Source organism: Sulfitobacter sp. S223 (assembly GCF_025143825.1).
Classification (GTDB): Bacteria; Pseudomonadota; Alphaproteobacteria; order Rhodobacterales; family Rhodobacteraceae; genus Sulfitobacter.
Genome location: NZ_CP083560.1, coordinates 3,213,420 through 3,236,029, shown reverse-complemented (window position 1 = coordinate 3,236,029; position 22,610 = coordinate 3,213,420). Strand labels below are relative to the sequence as shown.

Here is a 22,610-nt window from a genome sequence, read left to right as displayed (position 1 = left end):
TCAGTTGGGACTGTCTATGCGCATTCACGACGCCTTTATAGAGCAGCAACTCGATCTGAAAGTGGCGCCGAAAGTGACTGTTTTACCTTTGCAGAAAACAGCCGCATCAGCGCCACTTTGAACTTAGGTTAGCGTTTAGCCATCCACAGCATATCAACGTCATGCCGCTTCTTGCCGGCGTCTTCACCGATAAGAAGTGTACCATCGTTCAACGTCAGGATGTTGTCTGGATTTGCTGGCAGGTTGGCATCGCAGCGGCCTTCGGCATCCGTTTTGCCAACGACATATGGGTCCAGGCGGGTGATGTTGTAATCATCCCCTGTGGTCGCGACATAGGTCGCGCCGCAGCCTTCGGCATTCAGTGCGATATCGCCTGCAACACCGGTGTCTATAATACCTGTCGACCAGTCTTTGTGACCCCAGCTTTCATCCATCGTAAAGGACAGCGCAGACACACCAAGATAGACGGTCTTCCCATGAGAGGTGACGCCCTCAAGTTTGTCCCACTCATTGGTCGCCCCCATGGCGGCAGCAGTCCGGCGCGATTCGAGAAACGCGGCGCGGTTGTCTGGTGCAGTGCCAGCAGCATGCGCACGGATTTGATCATCGGACACATAGCTGGTCTGGCCATCCACATAATCGGCGACCTGCACGTTGTCATATTCAGCAATCCAGGTTTCAATATCGGCGTTATTGGAATGACCAAGCTTGACCCAAGTGACGTCAAAGCCTGTAATCGCCGGATCGGTGCTGTCGTCCTGAGTTAGTTTTGCCGCAAACAGCGTGCCGCTGCTTAGATCACCAGCAACGTCAGCGACGAACTTGAAAAAGACACCACCAGAGGCTGTGTTGTATGTTTCATGACTGTAAACAGCGCTATCGTCATCGGTCATATAGACTGTTTTATTGTCTGGCATGATCGCTGCAGTTTCATGCGACAGACGGCCGGTCGCATAGTGTTTGACCAGCTCTTCACTGTCAGCAGTGGCCGCATTGTTGATTTCGATCATATAGCCATACCGATAAGGGTTCGCCATTTTGCCGATGTACTGTGACATGTTCTTGGGCTTGATATAGTTGATGTCATTGCCGCCCTGAAAGCTGGCACGTTCATCGTCATCATGATTGTCGGGGTGGTTCCAAGTGGCCGAATTGTAGAAGAAATACTCCTCAGCCAATAGCGGTGTGCCCCAAGGCGTTACGATGCCGGAACATAGCACAGCACCACCGTCGACCGATGCAAGATCCAGCATTTTCGAAGATGCCAGATCAGCTGCCCACTGGCCATCGTTCCTTGTCAGGCTCACCTTTGAGACCGCGCTTGCGCCGTCACGGCCGGCACCTTCCCATCCCGTGTAAAGATATGCTGTGTTGGCGCCAGTGGGAACAAAGCCGTTAAAATCGGGCGTGTTCGAGACATACATCAATTCTCCGGCAGCATCATAAACACCACCAAAGAGCTGACCGTTGCCCAAGGTGTCCCCCGCTTTGGCGAAAACCACATACTTACCCGAATTTGTACTGACCCCGCCGCGTGCATTTTCCGCTGGAATAGACATCGTGGGGGCCGATGGGTCAAACCCGGTTACATAGCCAACCAGTGCAGCTGGCGCGTCATCTTTAAACGTATTCTTGCCGCCCGGGTGCTGAGCGTTCAGAAACAAATCGCCAATGGCGTTTGTCGAAATACCGGTTACTTCTGCCCCGTCAGGCATCGTTGCGATCCGCGTTAGCGTAACTTCGGCCGTTGCTAAAACCGGCAGCATCGCAATAACCGCCGCGGTGGTGAATAGATGTCGCTTGATCATGTCATGTTCCCCCTTGTTGTCGATTCTGGCCCAAGCTTAACGGAGACTTTGCAGAAACTAGAGTTTTAAGTTGAGGCGGCACTGGTGCTGTTGTGTCTGGAAAGGCCCGCCACGCGATCGGCAGACTTGCGTTGAGATCATAAGGCATACCGGAGGGAAGAAGCGCCTTAATGACGACAGCCTGAGCCGGAAGGGGAAACAAAACCATCAGAGTCAAAAAGTGAATTTTTAATTCAAACCTGCCGCTTTTTCCACCAAAGCGTCATTGTGGCGTCTGACTGCCTGATGCATGCGCAGCGCATCATCCAACTGGGTATTCCAGATTAAATGGCATCGAATATGACGAACTATCTGGTTTCGAATGCGCCCAGATCTATTCCGGCGCCTTGCGGGCGTCGGGTCCCGTCAATATCCTGGGCCGGGCCACGCCCTTTTACGCCCGCGCTTGTAAGGTCCGATGACGGCAGCAACCGGTAATCGCCACCGGCCGCATCGCGAAAGATGGCTGCCGGATCGGAGACCGTGACATTCGTCCCTTTCGGTTGATCAGGTGGCAGTTTCGTTCTGATCGAGAACCGCGCAGCTAGATTGTTGGCTAATAGGTTTTGCCATGCAAGCTGACCACCCTTGGCATCCTGAAGCATTATCCACGGATAATCCTTCGCTTGGCCATCTGGATGCACCACGGTATTATTGACGATCCGTGACGTGCTCGCACCGTACAAAGAGATTCCGTGATATCCTGTCACCTCAACCAGATTGTTGGCTATCGTCAGGTTTTCATAGGGGCCGTCGAACAAGCCGATCCCCTGCAAGCGACAGCGCAACGGATGGGCCTTGGGGCCGCGCCATTCCAGTATCCGGTTGCCCTCGATCCGTAGTCCCCGCAAGGGGCCGCTGCCGTCCCGTGGTGCCCAGGCCTGAAAACCGTCATCGTGGTTGTCATCCACTTTGATGCAGTCCTGCACGGTGTTGCCGCTGACAACTGAATCATCGGCCAGTGCACGCATGGCATCGCCTGTGAACCCGCGAACGTGATTTCCTTCGATGCGTGCTGCGGGGCCAAGGGCGGTGATGGCGAAACCTGTTGCCGTAATCTGGCTGTCGAAAACGCCGCTGTTAGCGCCCTCAATTCGCACGCCACCGATGCCCTTTAATGAGAGCCATTCTGAAAGGGACCAATCAAGATAATTGCGCGCGGCATCTTCACGACTACGGACATCAAGCCCCTCGAAAACGATGCTGTTGGTGTTGGGTCTGGACAGGACAACGGCCTTCTGGGCGATGTCGGCTGTTGGCCACACCGCTAGATCGCGGATCACCAATCCCGAAGCGTCCTGTACCAAAACCGCCTGAACATGCGCACCAGCGGCCCCGCGAAAGGTCAACGCGGGGTCGAAATGCAGCCCTTCCAATACCAAGACGCCGTGGCTGCCGCGCTCAAGTACAACGGTATCGCCAGCGCCGACCTGCCCAGAGGCTATCGCAGCTTCAAGCGCCTGCCAGCCACGGCCAGCCTCTTGGCGAAACTCGGCTGCTTTTGCCGCACCGAACAGGCATATTGTCACCGCAAAGATTGCCCACCGTAGCGTCATCCCAACCACCCCCGCGCAAGTGCCCTAACCAATGACACTGCATTGGCGATAGCGAAAGGCTGCGCGCGCAACGCTCTTACCGCGTGCCGCCGCGCATCGGTGTAATCGCCCAATGCGCGCAGCCCCCCTGATATCCGCCGGTGGTGCTGGGCGTTTGCCGGTGGGTCTTGCTCGAACAGCGCCTTGTGTTTGCGCATGACCAAGCGCTGGGCCAATGACCGCTTTTCAACCGAGCGTGTTACGGAGTTGTCAGACATTCTCTGGATGACCAGCTCCTCATCGAGAAAGTCTATGGTGCCGCGCTTTGACACGCGCAGCATCAGCTCCCAATCCACCAACGCAGGAAAGTCTTCATCGAAACCGCCGAGTTCGTCAAAGATATCTCTGCGCAGAATAAGCATCTGGGTCGAGATAAAGCTGCCACGAAGCAACGCGGGCAGCATATTTTCAGACAACGGGCCGATGGTGTGTTTGGGGACCCTTCCTGTTGCGGGGCTTTGGGGGGCGGTATCAGCCTTGATCACCATCGCGCAGAAGCCTGCGATATGATTGCTTTGCTTCAGCCGATCCATTTGTCGCGATAACCGCTCTGGCAACCAGACATCATCGCTATCCTGAAAGGCGATCCAATCGCCATGCGCCTGCTTGACGCCGTAGTTCCGTGCGCCACTTGGACCCTGTGATCCCTTATTGTCCAGCACTACCAAACGCGGGTCAGACATTGCCGCCAGAACATCAAGCGTGCCATCACGCGATCCGTCATCGATCACGATGACCTCAAGGGGGGTGTAATCCTGCGATAGCACGGATTGAACGGCTTCCGCGATGGTCGCCTGACGGTCGCGACACGGAATGATGACGCTGACCAGAGACTTCGTATCATTGACTTTATCGGTCATGGTACGAAATTCCGTGACGCAACCGGAGAAGTCCACTTAGTATATACGTGGAAGTCCGGAATTTTGGAAAACAACGGGAGCGCAGCATGATCAGGCTGGCCGATCTGAGCGGCGGACGCGACAACAATCTCAACCTGATCCGTTTCTTGGCGGCTGTTGCTGTGCTTGTGTCCCATGCCACGCCGATCGCAATTGGCGCCGGAGTGGCCGAACCGCTGGTCGCGGTGACTGGTCACTCTTTGGGGACGATCGCCCTGTTCATCTTCTTTGCCATATCGGGCTTTCTGATCACGGCAAGCTTTCAGCGATCGTCCAGCCATATCAGTTTCATTCTGGCGCGCACGCTGCGGCTGATGCCGGGGTTGATTGCCAGCTTGTTGTTGGTGGCCTTTTTGATGGGACCGTTCGTTACGACCCAGCCTGTGTCGAGCTATTTCGCTGATTGGAATGTTTATGCTTTCGTGCTGCGCAACACGGCATTGTTCCCGTTGCAATACCGGCTGCCCGGTGTCTTTGACGGTCAGCCGGTAGAGGCGGTTGTCGGCTCTATCTGGACGCTCAAACATGAGGTGTTGTGCTATGTCGGTGTGTTCATTGCGGGGCTGGCCGGAGCATGGAAGAGCAATGCGCGCGCGGCTGGTGCTTTGGCGCTTTACGCGGGTGTTTGGGCGGTAGGGGCGATGTTTGCAGATGTTGTGTCGTATCATGCGGCCAAACTGCTGACGCTGTCGATGCCCTTTGCCATCGGCGTGGCGTTCTGGATTTGGCGCGATCGAATTGTTCTGCATCCCGTTATTTTCGCTGCACTTGCAGCAATCGCGTGGGCCATGGCAGGTACGCCATTGGCTTTGCCGTTGTTTGCACTTGCGCTTAGCTATGCGACGTTCTGGCTGGCTTATGTTCCCGGCGGTGCTGTGCGACGCTTTAACCGCTTGGGTGACTATTCCTACGGCATTTATGTCTATGCTTTCCCCCTGCAGGGATTGGTTGTCTATCTGTTCGGGCCGCAGACGCCTTTGCAAAATATGGGGTTGGCTTTCGTTCCGACGCTGCTTGTTTCGATCTTGTCCTGGCATTTGGTTGAGCAGCCGGCAATGGCGCGCAAGGCGGCGATCCTCAGGCTTTTGGGCTACGGGCCGCGCGCGCCGCGACTGACCGATCCAGAAGGGCTGAACGTCGATCCGGCGCGGCGTCTGTGACATGAAGATCATCCCGCAATGACGTCAAAGTCGGGTGCCAGTCCCATCCCGTGCACCTGATCGCGGATTTCATCTAGGTACAGCGCGTTGGCGACCAGAACGAGGTCGGGCGCAATATCGTGCAAATCGTCCGGGGACCTAACGGGCAAGCCGATGCCGGGAATGTGTAAGCCGTGCTTGCGGGGGTTCAGATCAATCATCGCGGCAAGGGATTGCGCCGCCGTGCCCTTCAGGGCGTTGGCAAATGTGATCCCTTTCGATCCGGCGCCCCAGATCACAGCTTTGCGGCCATGCCCCAAGCTGGCGTTCCTTTTCTCCAGCTCATCCGCGAAGGCGGTCGCGAACTTGTCGGCAGCCTTTAGCACAGTGCTGGTGTCGGTCGGCAGAAAATCGGGGTCAGGCGCTGCGGGAAGTCCCTCGGCCATTAGAAATTGATCACCATAGCCCGCGCTTATCGATGCAGGGGCAAAGCCTGCCCGGCGGAACAATGTCTCTAGTGCAGGTGCCGTCCAGTATCCAACATGTTCATAGATCACATCCCAGAATGAGGTCGCTTCCAGCATCCAACCGGCATTGGGCATTTCGAAATAGATAGGCGTATTGCGGTCCCCGACAGCACGGCGGATGTCGGCCAAAAGCGGTGCGGGCGTGTCCAGATGTTCCAGCACATGGCGGCAAAGCAAGGCATCAAAAGCGCGATCCAGCTGGTCTGACTGGAAATACTCCGGCACAATATCGACCTCGGGCCTTGCGGTGAAAGGGGTCTCTACGCCGCGCATGGTCGGGTCAAATCCGATTGCTGACCCCACGCCCTGTTCTGCCATCAGATCCAGCATAAAACCATCGCCGCATCCAATCTCCACCACTGGTTTGCCGATCAGGTTGTATTCCTTCACCAAATGCGCTGCCAGTTGCGCGGCAAAGTCCCGAAAGTTGGCAGAGAAGTGCAGGGCGTTCTCATAGCCGGGTGCGTATTGCATCAGATCGGGATCGAAGGCCGCGTTCCAGATCATTGCACATCTGCCGCATATCGCCAGATCAAGATCACCGGTAGGAGCATCATGTGCAGTTTTGGCATCTGGCCACAGTTGATTGGTAATGATCGGCTGCGCAGTCATCGAAAAGAAGACATGCGCATGCCCGTTGCAGACGGGGCAGGGGCCGACTGATACGGTCATACAGCCACCAATTCAGGTGAAAGCCCCATATCAGCAAGCTGCGCACCGATTTCGGGCAGATAGACGGGGTTCATCACAATGACGGTGTCGGGCGGCGCGTCCTTCAAGGCTTCGGGCGCGAGCACTTGGTGACCTGTGCCCGGCACATATTTGCCCTGCTTGAACGGGTTAATATCCACCACTTGCGACACCATCGGACCTAGATCGTCGGTGGTCAGAAACGACACGCCTTTTGATCCGCCGCCCCAAATCGCAACCCGCTTTCCTGCAGCGTGCCGCTGGCCCACAAAATCACGCCAGTGTTCGCGCACTGCGCTGACTTTTTCTGGAAATGCGGCAGCAAGCTCGCGCAATTTGTCCATATCGTCTTCGCCGGGCAGGGTGTCTGTATCTCCGGTTTGACCGTACATGATGATGTATTGGCCTTCATAGGCAAGATACATTTTGGTGACGCCGATACCCGCAGCACGAAAGGCGCGCGCGTGGCTGCCTAGCGTGAAATATGAACAGTGCTCGTAATAGATATCCCAGAACGCGCCCTCATCCAGAACGCGTGCCACATCAGGCGTTTCAAAGAAAATACCAGCACCGTCGCCCGCGATCTGGACAATATCGGCCATGAACGCGCCCACTTCGGGAATATGTTCAAGCGTGTGGCGGCAGATCACATAGTCAGGTTGCTCTTTGATTTGTTCGGGGTTCAGATACGCGCGGATGAAATCAATGTGCTCGCCATCCGCGCCTGGCAGGCGTTCGGGAATGAAACCTGGATCAACGCCCAAACCCCGCGCGCCGGTCTGACGCACCAATTCCTGAAGGAAATCACCCTTGCCGCACCCGACCTCAAGCACGCGCTTACCGCGTAGGTCGGTCAGGCTTTTGATCTCTGCAGCAAGACCCTTGGCAAATGCGTTGAACGTACCGGAGAAATGCTGGCTTTCTTCGGTCGTCGATGCATAGTCGACATGCTCCAGCACGAATTCGGTGTTGAACACCAATCCGCAACCGTCACAAAATGCAAGCACCAGTGGTGCCCGTCCAAAGCTGCGCGCTTCGTCTTGAGTATCGAGCAAAACGCAAGACTGAACCGGAATGGCATCAAGGCGGTAAATCTCAGACAGTGCGCGTGATCCGCACGCGGGGCAGGAGCTGCGACGCATCGCCTACTTCTCCACAATTTCTAGGTGCGGGATCGGCACGACAAACTTGCCTCCTCCGTCAAGATAATCTTGTTGCTGGCGCACGATCTCATCGCGAAAATTCCACGGCAGGATCATCACGTACTCGGGTCGATCGGTAAGCAGCCTTGCCGGGTCGTCGATCGGGACACGCACTCCGGGCATATACTTCCCGTGTTTGTGGGTGTTCTTGTCAACCGCGTAGTCGATGGCTGTATGATCGAGATTGAGAAAATTCAACATGATCGTACCTTTGGCCGCCGCACCATAAGCTGCGATGCGTTTGCCCTGTGCGCGGATGTCATGAACAAGCTTGCGTGCTTCGTCCCTGAAGTGGCGCACACGGGTGCCAAAATCGGCGTAATAGTCGTATTGGTCCAACCCCAATCGGACTTCCTCTGCCAGAATATCTGCAACTGTTTCCGTCGGCTTGGCCGTCTTGCCGAAGTAAAGTCGCAGGGAGCCGCCGTGAATGGGCAAGCGGCGGACATCATTCAGATAGAGGCCGTTGCGTTCGAACAGCAGCTTGGCTGAATGTACCGAGAAATAGCACAGGTGTTCATGGTAGATCGTGTCAAACTCAATGTAGTCTATCAGGTCACGAACATAAGGGAATTCAACGACAACCTGGCCGTCTTCAGCCAACAGGGTCTCCATTCCCTTAACCAGATCGTTCTGGTCGGCGACATGGGCCACGACGTTATTGGCGATGATGACGTCGGCACGGCGGCCTTCGTTCTTGAGTTTTTGTGCTAAACGGCTTCCGAAGAAATCGTTGATGGTGTCGATCCCTTTTTCCTGTGCCGCAGTCGCAGGCTGGAGAGCGGGATCGATTCCGAGAACGCCGATGCCATGCGCCTTGAAGTTTTGCAGCATGTAGCCGTCATTTGACGCAATCTCGACCACCAGATTGTCCGGACCAAGATTTCGCTTATCGATCAGTTCTTCTGCATTGGCTTTTGAATGCGCCAGTAGGTCTTCCGAAAAAGAAGAGAAGTAGACGTAGTCATCGCCGAACATTTCTTCTGGTGGGCGGGTTTCCAGCAGCTGTACCAACGTACAGTCGGGGCAAAACCCCAGCCGCAGCGGTGAAAGGCTTTCGCTGTGATCAAGTGCGCCTGTGTCGAGCAACCCGTCAGAGCGGGGCATCATCCCTAGATCAAGGATCGGGTCCAGTCCCTTGTGCCCGCAAGAAATGCAGCTGACCTTCGCGGCATCCGCGCGAAAGGCGTCATCTATTCCTTGTTTGGCGTTTTCTGTGTGATGCAGGGAAGAGTCGATAATGCCATCCGCAATCAATTTTTTGATGTGGCCGATGCGCTGGTACCTTGGCCCCTCGAATTCCTCGAGAGTCAAATCTTGGGCGCGGTATGCTTCATACAGCGACTGCGCGCCTTTCCGTGCATCCCACTGGGGTTTGAAATGCGGCATGACGCGCTGGATTTTGTCGCAGTTGACGCGGTAGGATCGTTTGTCGGGGCCGGCGTCGTCGGCAAAGGTCACATCGCAGCCCGGAACAACATCAGCGACAATTTCAGCCAATTCCTTGATCTGGTAATTGTGGTCGGTGACCCCGACGTTGAACGCCTCGTTGTGGATGTTTCCGATCGGGGATTCCAGCGTTGCAAGAAACGCGCGGCTAATATCTTCGATATGGGTGATGGGGCGCCACGGTGTGCCGTCTGATTTCATGTGGATGTTGCCAGTTGTAACGGCCCAAGCCACAAGATTGTTCAGCACCAGATCGAACCGGATGCGCGGGCTGACGCCATAGGCTGTGGCAGAGCGCAGGAAGGTCGGGCAAAATGTATTATCGCCCATTTCGGCGAGCGCCATTTCAGATTTGACCTTGGACTCACCGTAAGGTGTCACGGGATTGAAGGCGCCATTTTCGTCGATGAAATCTTCTCCGCCCGCTCCGTAATTGCTGCAAGATGAGGAAAAGACAAACCGGCTGACGCCCGCTTCCTTTGCTGCGCGGGCAACGTTCATCGTTCCTTCGTAGTTGATGTCAAAAGTGGTCTCGGGGCGGTAGTCGCCAAGGGGGTCATTTGACAGGGCAGCAAGATGCAGGACCGCATCAACACCTTCGAAGTCCTCAGGCGTCACGGAACGGATGTCTTTCAGCAGCGTCGGCACGTCGGGCATTTCGCCGCCGGGTGCAAAGGTACAGCGGCGGTAAAGGTCGGTGTCGATCCCCGAGACATCGTGACCAGCTTGCTGCAGCATAGGGGTTAGAACAACACCGATATATCCACGGTTTCCCGTTACCAGTACACGCATACTTACTTCTCCCAATGTGCCCAAGGACGGTCGCCAGAGTCCCATATCTTTTGCAGGACATGCTTATCGCGCAGCGTGTCCATCGCCGCCCAAAAGCCTTCATGACGATAGGCCATCAATTGTCCGTCACGTGCGAGGTTCTCAAGCGGTGCGTGTTCGAACATCACCATGTCACCTTCGATGTAGTCAAAAACCTCTGGTTCAAGCACAAAGAAAGCGCCATTTATCCAGCCTTCTGCCGTTTGCGGCTTTTCCTCAAATGCGGTGACACGGTCGCCGTCAAACCGCATGTGGCCATAGCGGGCCTGAGGGCGCACTGCAGTGACCGTTGCCAGCTTCCCGTGTGATTTATGAAACGCCAGCAGCTTGTTCAGGTCCACATCGCTGACACCATCACCCCAGGTCAGCATGAAGGTTCCGCTGCCCATGTGGGGCTGGAGCCGCTTCACGCGTCCACCGGTCAAGGTTTCGTTGCCGGTTTCAATCAGATCGATGTTCCACTGAGGGTGCTGTTCATCGTGACGCACCAGCGGTTCAGGATTGCCGAGCCGCACCGTCAAATTACCCGAAAGCTGACCATACTCAGCAAAATAACGTTTGATATGGTCGCCCTTATACCCAAGCGCGACAGCGAAATCCTGATGTCCGAAATGCGAGTAGATATTCATGATGTGCCACAGGATTGGTTTGCCGCCAATTTCTACCATAGGCTTGGGACGAACAGAGGTTTCTTCGGCTAATCGAGTACCTTTGCCACCGGCCAAAATTGCGACTTTCATAATTGCTGTCTCCAAAGTTAAGTTCAAAATAATTAGGCAAATAGTCCACTATAAGAGACATTCTCCGCATTTAAATCGAATTCAGTCAAGCCTCCGAGGATGCCGATCAGCTCATCTGCGCTGTCGGTGTCTCCGGTCAGCCAGATCGCTGCACCCTCAGGCAGAGTGGCGGCATCAATCTCGACGAAATAGTCGCTGGCGATGCCATGCAGCAGCAAGATGTCCTCGGTTGTCGAAAAATCCCAGACGTAGAGGAAATCATCAATACCCGAACTGGCCGCAACGCCGTCATCGTAAAAGACCCCGTTCGCATCCCCCATCACAAAGGTATCTTCACCAGCATACCCTGCGGCAACATCGCGTTCACCCGCGCCGGGGAGCGCGGCAGTCAGGTCAACACCCATCAGGGTATCATCCCCTTCGGTCCCTTGAAGAATGTCGCTGCCCGTAATTTCGGTCACGGTCACATCACCAAAACTGACGTCGAAATAGTGGGCGTTAAAATAGACAGATCCCGTTTGTGGCGCGTCGCTGATATCAAAGGTCTGCACGCCTTGCATGGTCCATGCTTCGGGCTCTGCGGTGCCTTCTTCCCAAATGCGGACCGAAAAGAGCCGGTCATAAAGCGCGACTTGCTCTACCTGCACTGTGAAATTGTAGGTGGCACCCTCGTCCAGAGACAACGCCATCGTGTTGAGTTCCGAGAAGAAGTCTCGGGACGGGTGAAGATCAAGGCGGCCTGTGCCATCACCATTCTTGTCGGTGTAGAAAAACGCAGCCCCCGGTTCCCATCCTGACAAGGGCTGGAACCCAGAGATGGGGTCGTTTGTGTGACCGGTCCAGAGCATGCCGATGGCAAACCCGCCGCCGTCACGCCCGCGAGGATCGCTGTTCAGCAAGTCGTGCATCGTGATCGTCGTGTTCAGCTGATAATTGTCCCAACCCGCATCGCCCATCACCACCACACGGTCATATCCCAGTTGCGTGGGGCGCAGCCCGTCAGGCCCGATTTCCCATCGACCATCAGCAATCTGGACAGCATCCGAGACGTTGGTTTGGGTGCTCCAGTCGATGGCATAGTTGGGGTCCCATGCAATGCCGTCTTCGTAGTCGATCACAACTTCCTGCGTGAAAACATCGCCCAATTCAGTGGTTGCGGTGATTAAGATGATGTCGTCCGCCGCGCTGCCGTCCAGCGCAGAATACCGTATGTCGATGTTGAAATCGCCGGTGTCCTGCAAGCGTCGCGTATCCGCACCGATGGATAACTGCCGCACGGCTCCGCCATTCAACGTGTAGGACAGGCCCGTTACAACAGCATCAACATTGCCAAGAACGTTGATGAATTGTTGGCCCTCTCCGTTGCTGCCAAAGCTTTGCTGCGACCCTTCCCAAACAGTGATCGGATTGCCGACAATCAGCCGCACGTCAGCGCTGGAGGTGTCGGTGCCGTCGCTAACAGTGTAGCTGAAATTATCCTGAACGGGGCTGTTTATTGTGGGTGTGTAGGTCAGCGTGCCATCGCCATTATCAACAAGGCTGCCATGGTCTGGTTGGATGATACCCGTGACGGTCAAGGTGTCGCCATTGCTATCGGTGTCATTGGCCAGCAGGTCCGAAACATCAATGATTGTCGGCGCAAGGCCGTCTACCACTGCGGTATCATCGTTGGTGATCGGAGTGAAATTTGCTGGGACGACAACGCTGTCTTCATTTACCAGCGGATTCATCGCGTTCTCAAAATAATCTACCAACGCGGTATAACCCGGCACATTTGAGTCGAAAGATGTGCTGCCGGAAAACAGCCCTACCTGCGTGACTTCCATGTCATGGGTCATGGTGAATGCAGTGGTCCAAGTGCCATTTGCGTCACTTGTTTCGAACAGCCAGTTGCTGCCGTCGCGGGAAATCCGGAAGTCTGTCACGTCACCTGAATCGATGCTCTGGAACAGAGGGTAGGTGGTTTGACCGCCCTCAATCACACCCACGATCAAGACAAGACCACTGTTGGTAAATGCCATGTCAAAGCGTATCCAGTTTTCGGCATCCTGAATAACCAAAAGGCCATGCTCTTGATATGCTTGCTCAGGTTCGGTCAAGAACCCTGCTGAAATCTGGAAATCAGTATCTGGTTGGTCTTGCAGCACACGCGGTGAGGTCAATACATCAGACGCAGATACCGGCAATCCGCGCGGCGAAACGATCTGCAATACACCGTTACTGCCGACCGATCCTTCCGTTCCTGAGCCGCCAATGCCGGAAAAGGACCAAGCCGGATCCAGCACGCCATCTGCAAAATCATCCGAGATGGAAGGCGGTTGCACCGTCAGTGTCAGCTCGGCTGTGTCCGTTTGACCGTCAGCGCTCATCACATAGCTGACCGTGATATCACCTAGAAAACCAGCATCGGGGGTGAAGGACAGCGTGCCATCGCCATTGTCGATCAGCGTGCCGGAAGACGGAGAGCCGATTGAGACAAGGTCCAGCTGCGCGCTTACTGCCTGATCATTTGCGAGCAGATCAGTTGCCGTGTTGATCAGGGTTGTGGTGTCGGGCAGTACGAACAGCACATCGTCAACAGCCTGAGGGACTACATTGGCATCTTCGCCTAAGATCGGGTCTGAATTAGTCTCAAACCAGTCGACCACTGCGGTAAAGCCTGTGGATGCGCCAAGGTTGCCAGCGAACAGGCCTCCGCGGTTCAGCTCCATCGCAAAGGTGAAGGAACCCGCAACCGTCCAGTCAGAGCCGTTTTCCGAATATTCCAACGTCCAGACATCGCCTTGGCGACCTGCGCGCATGAATTCCACCTGTGCCGGATCAATCAGCGTGTTGAACATTGTGTTGGTGGTGCCGCCAGTCGTGTGGGCCCCATAGATATGTAGCCCGTTCTTATCGCTATAGACATCGAGGCGCACCCACTTCCCCGCATCCTGTTCGAACAAGAAACCCTGCAACTGGTAGGGGCCTGTAGGCACCGACAGGAACCGCGCGGTGAATTGAATGTCCTGATCCAGAACATCCTGCATCAGGCGACCTGATGTATTGGTGCCGTAAGCATCGAAGGTTCCATTGCCAGAGCGGAGCTCAAGTACGCCGTCCGGGCCAGTGATGCCGCGACCGGCAGTCGTGCCAGCAGGCCCTTCAGCAGTCCAAAACCCGGAGAGTGATCCGCCGGAGAAATCATCGGAATATCCGTTTGGCGGTGTCCCCACTGTCAGCGCGACGCTGGCCGTATCGGTGGCACCAAAACTGTCCGCTGTCGAATAGACAAAGGTGTCATAACCCACGAACCCAGCATTCGGGCTGTACGTGAAAGAGCCGTCTGTGTTGAACGTCAGAGTGCCGTTTTGGGGCCCATTGATCAGGCTGGCGGTCAGCGTGTCACCATCAGCATCGGTGTCATTGGACAGCACGCCGCTTGCAGCATCGACGGCAAGAAGCGCATCGACCTGCGTAGTAAATGCATCGTCAACCGCCACCGGAGTGCTCTGGTCAAACGGCAGCCCGTCATCCTGCAACAACGGATCAGTGGCAACCTCAAACCAATCCACGATCGCTGTGAACGAATTGGATGCGGTCACGTTGCCAGCCATGACGCCGATGGCAGTCATGTCTATCGCTGCGGTGGCAGTGCCTGCAACAGACCAGTTGTTTCCATCCTGCGAATAGGCGAACTGCCAGATGTCCCCTGTACGGGTCAGCTGCAAATAGGGCGCTGCGTTAACCGCCAGCACTGTGTTTAGTAACACAGTAGGGGTGCCATTCAGCGTCAGCGCGGCAAATGCGCGTAGGTTGGTGCCGTCAAAATACGTGTCAAAGCGCAGCCATGAATTCTGATCTTCCTCGACCAGAAAACCTTGTGTCTCATAGCGGGTGTCAGGTGTGGAAAGGAACCGTGTGGTTACTGATACATCCACATTGTCGATGGCCTGCATCAGCCGTGTGGCCATGTTCTGGCCCCAAGGATCCTGCGCGCCCGTCGCCGTCAGCGCAACCGCGCTTTCTGATCCGCTCTCGTAGGGGGCAATGGCGCCGCTGCCGGGGGTCGTGCCGGTCCAGACCCCAGAAACTTCACTGGCAGAGAAATCATCGGAAACGCCGGTTGATTGAGGCGTGCTGCCAACTGTGACGCTTACAGTCGCTGTGGTTTGCAAAGCACCATCCGAGACTGTGTAATCAAAGCTGTCGCTTCCGGCGAAGCCAGCATTGGGCGTATACGTCAGCGTGCCGTCGCCATTGTCAGTGAGGGAGCCGGATTGTGCCGGTCCGAACTCTACAATGCTTAGGGTCGAACCATCTGGGTCGCTATCATTTTCCAAAAGGTCGGCTTGGTCAAAAATTAACGCAGTGTCTGCAGCCGTTACGAGCTGGTCATCTTCGGCAGTCGGCGCAGCATTTGGCGGTGCAACTGACCCATCTTCAGCGGTAAGCGGGTCTGACCCAAATTCGATATAGTCGACAAGGGCCGTGAAACCGTTGGAGCCGGCAAGGTTGCCTGCGAAGACACCTGCGTCAGAAACCGCGATAGACCGAGTTGTGGTGCCAGCTAACGTCCAACTGCTGCCATCTTGAGAATAAAGGAACGTCCACGTGTCGCCGCTGCGCTCCAGACGCAGAAACGGTGCAGTACCGCCCTGTATCACTTGTTGGAACAGGACTGTGTTGCTTCCTGCATTGCTGAATGCCGCAAAGGCGTAAAGCTTGCTACCGTCCGAATAGGTGTCAAAGCGCAACCAGGTATCGGCGTCTTCTTCAATCAGAAAACCCTGCAGCTCATATTTACTGTCTGGCGTAGACAGGAACCGCGTTTCGACTGTGAAGTCGGTATCGTCCATCGCCTGCATCGCCCGCGCAGTGGTGTTTGTGCCCCACGCGTCATAGGTGCCATCCGGAGTGATCAGGGATAGGAATGCGTCGCTGCCGCTGGTGTCCAAAGCCCAAGAACTGGCGCCTGGTGTGGTGATTGTCCATTGGTCACCCAGAGCTGCGGCTGAAAAATCGTCGGACTCTGGGCCGGACACGGCCATCTCACCCACCGTAATATTGACTGTGGCAGTTGTCTGATGCGTCCCATCGGACACGGTATAGCCAAAACTGTCAGTCCCGACAAAGCCGTCAGCGGGCACATAGGTGAGCGTGCCATCGCCATTATCCGTCAAGGTGCCGGATTGTGCGGCGCTCACCTGCGTAACAGTTAAGGCCGCACCTTCGGGATCGCTATCATTCGCAAGAAGGTCAGCCACATCCAGCACCAACGCGGTGTCAAAGGCTGTAGCCAGTGTATCGTCGGCGGCGACCGGTGGTGCATCGGCATAACCGGCATCTTCCGTTAAAAGCGGATCATCATCGAAGGCGATCCAATCAACCTGTGCTGCAAAGCCATTCGATCCGGCGAGATTACCTGCAAACACACCAGCCTGACTGACCGCAAGGCTTTGTTCGAAAACGCCCGCTACGGTCCAGTTTTCGTTATCGACAGAGTACAGGCAGGTCCAAGTATTGCCGATACGTTCCATGCGCAGGTAGGGTGCCCCGTCCGGTGGAATCTCAACCTGAAATTTTTTCGTGCTGGTTCCATTTATCGTTACGGCCGCGAAGGCAAAAAGCTTATTGCCGTCCGAAAATGTATCAAATCTGATCCAGTTACTTGCATCCTGTTCGACCAGAAGGCCCTGCATTTCATATTGTTCGTCAGGGACCGTCAAGAAATGGGATGAAAACGCGAAATCTGCATTCTGCACAGCTTGCATCGCGCGCGCGGTACCATTGGTATTCCACGCATCGAACGTACCGTCGGGCGTGTCCAAAACCAAATAACCATCAGAAACTGAATTACCCCAAGTGGCTGTACTGCCGCTCGGGGTAGTCAGTGCCCATGAATCTAGTTGGGTCACGTCAGAAAAATCAGAAGAATTCGCCATGGCGACTCCGATTTAATAAATTGATATACACATAAAACTTTTAGACTTAGATAATAGATTAAGCCTAGCAGTGGCGAAGTTTTGCCGCAAAGGTTAATTGGTGAATAAATATTTGCCATTGAAATGTAACGAATATTTTGTCCGGTTCTAAATGAAGTTCAATCATAGGTTGCTGCAAGCAGGGCGGCTTCAGGCCTCACGATAAGGTGGCCCGAGGGGGTGGAGCCGAATCATAGGCTTGTGAAATAGTTGCCCTATTTCTCCGGTGAGGGCAGCAATGCCGGTGATCTGATCCGCTTGGCAAGATCACGTATTGATAACATCAATAATCTCAAGTCCTTGGAGTAGCTTGATAAATCCAGCAAGATAGAGGCGTGTGCATCATTGTGTCAGCACGAAGAGATTGCTTGGTAATCGTAAAACGGGTAAGATTAACTAAGAAGGTGAGCACATTGCCGTATCAAGGAAGATAATTTTCTCTTCTGTTGGTCGTCTGCTCTACGAACGCTGCCCGGGCGCTAGCTTGGAAAGCTTATGTTTTACGATGCCGAATATCGGCAGTTTTATTTTGTGATTTGTTTCTTTTTCATTTTACGGCCCCCTTTGGCAAACAAACTGGAGGAAAGGGATAATGTCATTTTTTATATTTTTAACAACTGTTTATCTACTCGTTGCATTTTTTGCGGCAATTCTGACCTACTGCGAACAGCAAGATAGCGGCGGCATCACTTTCATTAACAAGGTTCTGGGATTCTTGGCCTGCGCGTGCTGGCCAATCACCGTTCTCTTGGTCGTGGTATCCGTACTATTCAGCGGGCCTAGTGATTCTTATCCATTAGAGAAGCAAAAGATGAGCTACACAAAATCGTAAAGCGATAGAGCGTTTTGCGAAGAAACGGTCAGAGACGAATGCTCCTTTATACAGACAGGTTTGTTTGAAAATTCAGGGGATTTATGGCTGCCTGAGAGTATTCTGGTCAGTATTTTTCGCATGTGCCTTTTCCAATTGTACTGACAAAAGCTTGCATGATTTGGCGGGCCTTTTGTCGTTGAGCCGCAAACTTTACAGGATCTCATTCAGTAACCTTGGTGGCGAAGCACTTCCTGTTTCTGGTTTGCTTGGACGGTAAGCTAATAATTTGACGGGATAGAATGTCAGCGGCGGAAGGTCCTTCGATGGGTGGATCAATACCGCGACGATGCTTTAGCCATTTTTTCTCTGTGCCCGTTGATAAGCTGAGATAAGCGTGTCGACCTGATGATCCCAGCTGAGTTCCGTTTCAATGCGGCGTCTACCACTTTCTCCCATCTGGGCGCATGTTTCAGGATCGTGTAACAGCGCAATCATCCGGTCGGCTAAATCCAAGGGATCATTGGCGTCAGCATACGCCGATGCATCCTGCGCTGACCTGCGTCCTTCGGTAACGTCGAACTGCACTTGGGCTTTGGAAAACGCCATGTATTCAAGCACTTTGTTCATGGTGGATTTGTCGTTCATTGGATTAACCCGGTCGGGGTTGACGCATAAATCTGCGGTGGACAGGACTTCAAACAAGTCGTTGTCGGGGGCGCGTCCGGTGAAGGTGACGTAATCTGCCAATCCCAGATTGGTGCTCATCTGTCGCATTTCGTCCAGCGCCGATCCGCCCCCAACAAGGACAAACTGTATGTCTTCGCCGCGTTCAAGTACAGCGACGCGCGCACCTTCTAGCAAAAGATCCAGTCCTTCCTGCGCGCCCATGACGCCCACGTAACCAACCATAAACTGCCGCCCGTTGCGCCATTTCTGGTTCGGTGGAAGCGGTTTAAGTTTGGTTAGGTCAGGGCCAGAGCGGACGATGAACACGTCTTCGGGCTCTTTTCCGCCGCGTTCGATCGCAATCTGGCGGTAGGATTCATTGGTTGAAATAACGACGTCTGCAGCACCAAATGTCAGGCGTTCAAACCATATCATCAGTTTCCAGAAAAACCCGCGCTTCCCGAATTTGGCCTCGTAAAGTTCGGGGTTGATGTCATGGTGGTCGAAAATATAGCGACATCCCCATAGCTTGAAGGGAAGCGCAACTAGGAAGATCAGATCGGGAGGATTGCATCCTTGGATCGTGTCAAAACGTTGTCGACGCCAGACCTTTATTGCTAAGCGTAATTCGTGAAACAGCGCGGCTGTATATTCGACGATATAGCCGAACGGACCCGAGGCATCGAAAGGTAGGGGGTGCCGGTGGATTTCAATCCCATCGATGGTTTCGAAACGGCTGTCGTGGCCTCGGCCAGTCGGACAAATCACAGAAACATTTGCCCCTGCCGCCTTCAGTGTACGGCATTCCTGCCATACGCGTCGGTCAAATGGCACGGGCAGGTTTTCAACAATCATCAGCACATTACGGCCTTCGAGTGGTCTGTCACGCCGTGCTGCATCCATGCGAGGGGTCGTTACCGTCATGGCAGTGTCCCCAAATCAATGACGTCTACGCCCTCAGGCATCTGTAGTTGTTCTACAGTGGCATTGTTGACCAAAACGCGGTCGTATTTCGCTGCGGCAATCTGATCGCGGTCGACGAGCAATCGGTTGAGCATGGGCAACGCGCTAAACGCATATCCCAGATTGGCGCCGACAAGCATATCGGCCTTAACAGCTGGATCGAAAACATCCAGCGTGTGACCTGCCGCCATGATCTTTCTGGCTAGGTCTACATGTGGGCTTTCGCGCAGATCGTCAGTGCCTGCCTTGAATGCCAGCCCTACCATCAGGATCCGTGCGCCCTGATCCAGACCCGCGACCGCCCAGTCGAACAGAGCGTGCTTGTGCGCAGCATTCGAGCGCAGCAGGCTATTGATCATCGGCAAATTCACGCCCGTATCGGCAGCGATATATTGCAGCGCACGCACATCTTTGGGAAGACAGGATCCGCCAAAAGCGCCCCCTGGCCGCAGGTAATAGGGTGAGATGTTCAGTTTGGTGTCGGAGACGAATATTTCATGAACTTGCTTGGCAGAAATGTCGTTTGCCAGACAGGTCCGCCCGACTTCGTTCGCAAATGCGACCTTCAATGCATGCCATGAATTGTCTACGAACTTCGTTATCTCTGCTTCGCGAAATCCGACGGTGAAACGGGGCGCATCGATGCCCTCGTTCAGGGCAGTCATCGTTGCGTTCGGGGTGCTGTCCTTGGTGCCAGTCACGATCTTGGGCGGGGCGAAGTAGTCATCGACAGCGCTGCCTTCGCGCAGGAACTCCGGATTATAGACAACTTCAATCCGGGGGGGATTTGTATCGGTAACAATAGAATTGATGATTGGTAAAATCAGCTCATGGATCGTGCCTGGCCGGATGGTTGACCGGTAAGCCACAGACAACCCCGATAAATCGCGTTCCTGCACGGTCTGAGCGATCTGGCGCGTTACCTCAGCGATATAGCGCATATTGTGCGCGCCCTCCGGGGCTGACGGTGTGCCAACGCAAACAAGGACAAGATCGGCGCCATCCAGATGAGATCCTATCTGGGTGTCTGCCTGAAACGTATTGGCTGCGCGTGCGTCGCGCAAAAGCTCTGTCACCTTTGGTTCAATAATGGGAGCTTCGCCATTGTTGATCGCAGCGACTTTCTTGTCGTTAACGTCGATTCCGACGACCGTGTGTCCTTGAGATGCAATGCAGCAGCCAGCGGTGAAGCCCACGTATCCAAGTCCGAAGATAATAACTTTCATCAGAGTTTCCGTCTATAAAAGGTCTTTTAGTGTCGATGTGCGGTGTCGATAGATTTAAAAATGGTTGTTGTGTTCGTTAATGGTGGTCGTGGGAGTTAGTTACTTCAGAGCGTAGCGGCCGGGCCGCAAGACAGACAGTAGTGGCAGCAAAGGTAGCCTGATTGTCCAATGCCAAGCATGCGCGCGCAAAAGCTTTGGCAAATGTCTAAAATAGAGAGCGTAAGCCATTCCGGGACGGCCCGCACCAAACGCTTTTCGGGTCGTATAGCTAATCGATTGCGCCAGAATACGCGCAAGGTGAGGATCTGCCGAATTCGGGTAGGCACCTTTCCGAGCCTGAGCGAGGAGATGAGCCAGACCGATCCTCATCTGCTCCAAGTCGGTGCTCAGCCTATCGTCTGCTCCAGCCTCAATGCCAACCAAAGGAGCATCACGCAAAAGATCGCATCCGCAATCCGCCGGCAGCCTGAGAAATAGGTCGGTGTCTTCGCTTGCGCGAAGGTCCGGATCAAAGCCGCCATGCGCATGAAAAAGCTCTCTCAGTATCACGCAGCAACCTGATCCCAGCCTAATATCACGGGCATGTAGCGCAGCGTCTCGAAAGCCGACGTAGTGGGACAATGTGGAATTCCCTCCAATCGGGTGAGGTGGCATTTCATCTGCTTCAAATGTCGTATTTTGCAAAAAGTTCAGAGCTTTGGCTTCGGGGTGGGCCAGCGTGTCGAGAAGGTTCGGCAGCGTGTGCGGAAACCAGACATCATCGCTATCCAAAAATGCGATATAGCGACCGATTGCGATGTCTGCTCCTGTGTTTCGAGCTGCTCCCGGTCCTGAATTCTGTTGAACCAGCACCTGCCCGCCGTGTCCTGCATGTGACATCGCTTCACGCGCAGCTTGCGCCGTATTATCCGGCGATCCGTCATCAACTACAATGACTTCGATTTGCGGGCTACTGGCGACCGAAGCGATCGCACGGCGGATCTTTTCAGGTCGGCACCAGACTGGAATAATAACGGAAAGAAGGGGGGTCATGGGGCACGCACCAACGCTGGCGTAAGGACAAGCCGCACCAGTTTCCGCGCCGCACCTCCCCGGCATATGATCCAAGAATATCGCGCCAGAAGGCTGTAGGCGCGGCGCACCTCTCCGGCTTTGAAGGCTTTGCGAATGAGGGTGATTGCGCTCCAGGCGAAGATGCGCAGCGGGCTTACAACTGTATCCGGGTACTCGCCTGAGCGATATTGCGACAGGCAGAATTCCAGCCCTCGTATCCCACCGTCCAAATCGGCTGTAAGCGCATCTTCGCTTCCTTTTGCATGAACGACCAGCGGGCACCTTGTTAGAACGACACAGGGACCGAAGCCCGCAGAACGCAGGATCAAATCGCTGTCCTCGGCATTACGTTCCGTCGAGGAGAAGCCACCGATGGAAAGGAAGACATCTCGGCGCATCACCAGATTGCACGCGCCATATCTCAATCCCCATTGCGCTGTCGCCGCAGCCGTATAATCGGCAAACTCCAAGGCCTTTACGGGCTCGCTGTTTGATAGGTCGGCAATATCCTCATCGGGCGCGACATCGACGGTCTGAAGAAACAGGATGGGCACAAGCGGGTGTTGGTTAATAGCATCGGAAATCGCTGGAACTGTCCAGGGAAGCCAGCGATCGTCACTGTCAAGGAATGCTAAAAACTGCCCGGTCGCCTTCGCAGCCGCGGCATTGCGAGCGCTTCCCGGGCCACCATTGAGCTGCCTCAGCACTTGTGATCTTGACCCGAGCCCGTCTTGATCTAGCGTCGCGCATGCCACACTGGCGCTCTCGTCGGATGACCCATCATCCACAACGATCAATTCACATTGGGGATGGCTGGCCAGCCCAATGCTCCTGATCGTCGCTGCTATTCTATCCGCACGATTATAGACCGGTATTATGATAGAAATTTGCACAGAACTGCTCAACGAGAGCTTCCTCTTGAAAAAAAAAGAATAAATGTAGAAACTTAAATAATTATTAAGACATTAGCGGCTGCACCCGCCTTCCGACAAGTTTTTTTTATCCA

General features: G+C 54.6%; 14 protein-coding genes. 2 read left to right on the top strand and 12 right to left on the bottom strand.

Going from position 1 to position 22,610, the window contains the following annotated elements:
• Positions 1-128 precede the first annotated feature (128 nt).
• The 3 genes from K3757_RS15430 to K3757_RS15420 all read right to left on the bottom strand — a co-directional run bounded on the left by K3757_RS15430 (position 129) and on the right by K3757_RS15420 (position 4,302).
• Entirely contained in the window at positions 129-1,808 is a 1,680-nt protein-coding gene (locus K3757_RS15430) for an alkaline phosphatase PhoX (protein WP_259996805.1), read from the bottom strand.
• Positions 1,809-2,155: 347 nt separating this feature from the next.
• A complete protein-coding gene (locus K3757_RS15425) occupies positions 2,156-3,403 on the bottom strand; it encodes a right-handed parallel beta-helix repeat-containing protein (RefSeq protein ID WP_259996803.1) in 1,248 nt (415 codons plus the stop codon).
• Entirely contained in the window at positions 3,400-4,302 is a 903-nt protein-coding gene (locus tag K3757_RS15420) for a glycosyltransferase (RefSeq protein WP_259996801.1), read from the bottom strand. The genes K3757_RS15425 and K3757_RS15420 overlap by 4 nt, the downstream gene beginning before the upstream one ends.
• Before the next feature lie 86 nt (positions 4,303-4,388).
• On the opposite strand from K3757_RS15420, the gene K3757_RS15415 reads away from it, so the two are divergent.
• Positions 4,389-5,501, top strand: coding sequence for an acyltransferase (locus K3757_RS15415; protein ID WP_259996800.1), 1,113 nt, complete (start codon positions 4,389-4,391; stop codon positions 5,499-5,501).
• Between the two features lie 8 nt (positions 5,502-5,509).
• Here K3757_RS15415 and K3757_RS15410 read toward each other — a convergent pair whose 3' ends face one another.
• The 5 genes from K3757_RS15410 to K3757_RS15390 are packed head-to-tail and all read right to left on the bottom strand — an operon-like array spanning position 5,510 to position 16,843.
• Positions 5,510-6,679 carry a class I SAM-dependent methyltransferase gene (locus K3757_RS15410; protein ID WP_259996799.1) on the bottom strand — a complete coding sequence of 390 codons (1,170 nt, stop codon included), beginning with the start codon at positions 6,677-6,679 and terminating at the stop codon, positions 5,510-5,512.
• On the bottom strand, positions 6,676-7,839 hold the full coding sequence (locus tag K3757_RS15405) for a class I SAM-dependent methyltransferase (protein WP_259996798.1): 1,164 nt from the start codon (positions 7,837-7,839) through the stop codon (positions 6,676-6,678). The genes K3757_RS15410 and K3757_RS15405 overlap by 4 nt, the downstream gene beginning before the upstream one ends.
• A 3-nt stretch (positions 7,840-7,842) precedes the next feature.
• A complete protein-coding gene (locus K3757_RS15400; RefSeq protein WP_259996797.1) occupies positions 7,843-10,140 on the bottom strand; it encodes an NAD-dependent epimerase/dehydratase family protein in 2,298 nt (765 codons plus the stop codon).
• 2 nt (positions 10,141-10,142) lie between these two features.
• Positions 10,143-10,919, bottom strand: a complete 777-nt coding sequence (gene rfbF / locus K3757_RS15395) for a glucose-1-phosphate cytidylyltransferase (protein ID WP_259996796.1) — start codon at positions 10,917-10,919, stop codon at positions 10,143-10,145.
• Between the two features lie 32 nt (positions 10,920-10,951).
• Complete coding sequence (locus K3757_RS15390) at positions 10,952-16,843, bottom strand: cadherin-like domain-containing protein (RefSeq protein ID WP_259996795.1); 5,892 nt, start codon at positions 16,841-16,843, stop codon at positions 10,952-10,954.
• 631 nt (positions 16,844-17,474) lie between these two features.
• Here K3757_RS15390 and K3757_RS15385 point away from each other — a divergent pair.
• Positions 17,475-17,714 (top strand): hypothetical protein, encoded by a 240-nt coding sequence (locus tag K3757_RS15385; RefSeq protein WP_259996794.1) that lies wholly within the window; start codon positions 17,475-17,477, stop codon positions 17,712-17,714.
• Positions 17,715-18,047: 333 nt separating this feature from the next.
• Here K3757_RS15385 and K3757_RS15380 read toward each other — a convergent pair whose 3' ends face one another.
• From K3757_RS15380 to K3757_RS15365, 4 genes are all read right to left on the bottom strand, one after another.
• Complete coding sequence (locus K3757_RS15380; protein WP_259996793.1) at positions 18,048-19,286, bottom strand: glycosyltransferase family 4 protein; 1,239 nt, start codon at positions 19,284-19,286, stop codon at positions 18,048-18,050.
• On the bottom strand, positions 19,283-20,551 hold the full coding sequence (locus K3757_RS15375) for a nucleotide sugar dehydrogenase (protein ID WP_259996792.1): 1,269 nt from the start codon (positions 20,549-20,551) through the stop codon (positions 19,283-19,285). The genes K3757_RS15380 and K3757_RS15375 overlap by 4 nt, the downstream gene beginning before the upstream one ends.
• Before the next feature lie 99 nt (positions 20,552-20,650).
• Positions 20,651-21,583: a glycosyltransferase family 2 protein gene (locus tag K3757_RS15370; protein ID WP_259996790.1), complete on the bottom strand. Its 933-nt coding sequence runs from the start codon at positions 21,581-21,583 to the stop codon at positions 20,651-20,653.
• Positions 21,580-22,497 (bottom strand): glycosyltransferase family A protein, encoded by a 918-nt coding sequence (locus tag K3757_RS15365; RefSeq protein ID WP_260001294.1) that lies wholly within the window; start codon positions 22,495-22,497, stop codon positions 21,580-21,582. Before K3757_RS15365 ends, K3757_RS15370 begins: the two co-directional genes overlap by 4 nt.
• Between the last annotated feature and the right edge of the window lie 113 nt (positions 22,498-22,610).